This is a genomic window from Mesorhizobium sp. M7A.F.Ca.ET.027.03.2.1, from assembly GCF_003999175.1.
GTDB lineage: Bacteria > Pseudomonadota > Alphaproteobacteria > Rhizobiales > Rhizobiaceae > Mesorhizobium.
Genome location: NZ_RZOM01001468.1, coordinates 1 through 1,097 on the forward strand (window position 1 = coordinate 1; position 1,097 = coordinate 1,097).

At 64.0% G+C, this 1,097-nt stretch carries 2 protein-coding genes; both read left to right on the top strand.

Features of this window, described 5'->3' with window-relative positions:
* Positions 1-226: divalent metal cation transporter (locus EN750_RS35670; RefSeq protein WP_189526711.1), on the top strand; the 226-nt coding region annotated here is incomplete at its 5' end.
* 81 nt (positions 227-307) lie between these two features.
* A partial coding sequence (locus EN750_RS35675) for a protein-L-isoaspartate O-methyltransferase (protein ID WP_189526713.1) occupies positions 308-1,097 on the top strand: 790 nt, incomplete at its 3' end.

A 1,097-nucleotide genomic window follows, 5' to 3' on the forward strand; every position in this document is an offset into this window, starting at 1 on the left:
CTATGGCGAAAAGGGCACCGGCCAGTTGCTGGTGTTCAGCCAGGTGATCCTGTCGATGCAGTTGCCTTTCGCGGTCGTCCCGCTGGTGCAGTTCGTCTCCGACAAAAAGAAGATGGGCAATCTCGCCATTCCGCGCGGCGTCGCCGCCCTTGCCTGGGTAGTCGCCGCGGTGATCCTGGGGCTCAACTTCAAGCTGCTCTACGACACCATCTTCGGCATCGGCTAAGCTCCGCTTCGAAAATCAACTACCGTGCGCAAAGGGTAGTCTCGCGACAAATCGACAATCCGCGCTATGTTGTCCCGCAGCATGGCCGGGATCGAAGACATCAGGAAATTCTACGCGCGGCTGCTGGTCGCCCATGCCGGCTCGCCCGATCCACGCCTGGAAGCGGCTTTCGCCGAGGTGCCGCGCGAAGCGTTTCTCGGTCCCGGTCCGTGGACGGTCATCGCCGGCAACGGCAAGGTCACGACGCCGAGCGCCGACCCGGCCCATGTCTACCAGAACGTGCTGGTGACGCTCGACGACGACAAGGGCATCAACAATGGCGAGCCCTTCCTGCATGCCATGTGGATCGGAAAGCTTGCGCCTAAACCTGGAGAGGCCGTCACTCATATCGGCGCCGGCACCGGCTACTACACCGCCGTGCTGGCCAGGCTGGTTTTACCAGGCGGCACCGTCACCGGCTTCGAACTCGACAAAAAACTGGCCGATCTGGCGCGCAAAAATCTCGAAGCATATGGCAATGCAACGGTCGTCCATGGCGATGCGGTGACGACGCCCCTGCCGCCATCCGACATCATCTACGTCAATGCTGGCGTCGCAGCGCCACCAGCAGGGTGGCTGAAGGCGCTGCCGCCCGGCGGCCGCATGATCTTCCCCTGGCGCCCGGCCGAGCGCGTCCCGCTGGCGGTGATGGTGATCCGCACCGAAAAAGGCTTCGCCTGCGATCCGTTCATGCGATCGTGGTTCATTCCCTGCGTCGGCGCCTCGCTCGCAGACTCAGCGTCGAGGATCCCGACCCGCGAGCAGGCCGCGCGCAGCCGCTCGATCTGGCTGGTGCAGGACAGGGCGCCGGACGACACCGCCACCGCCATAT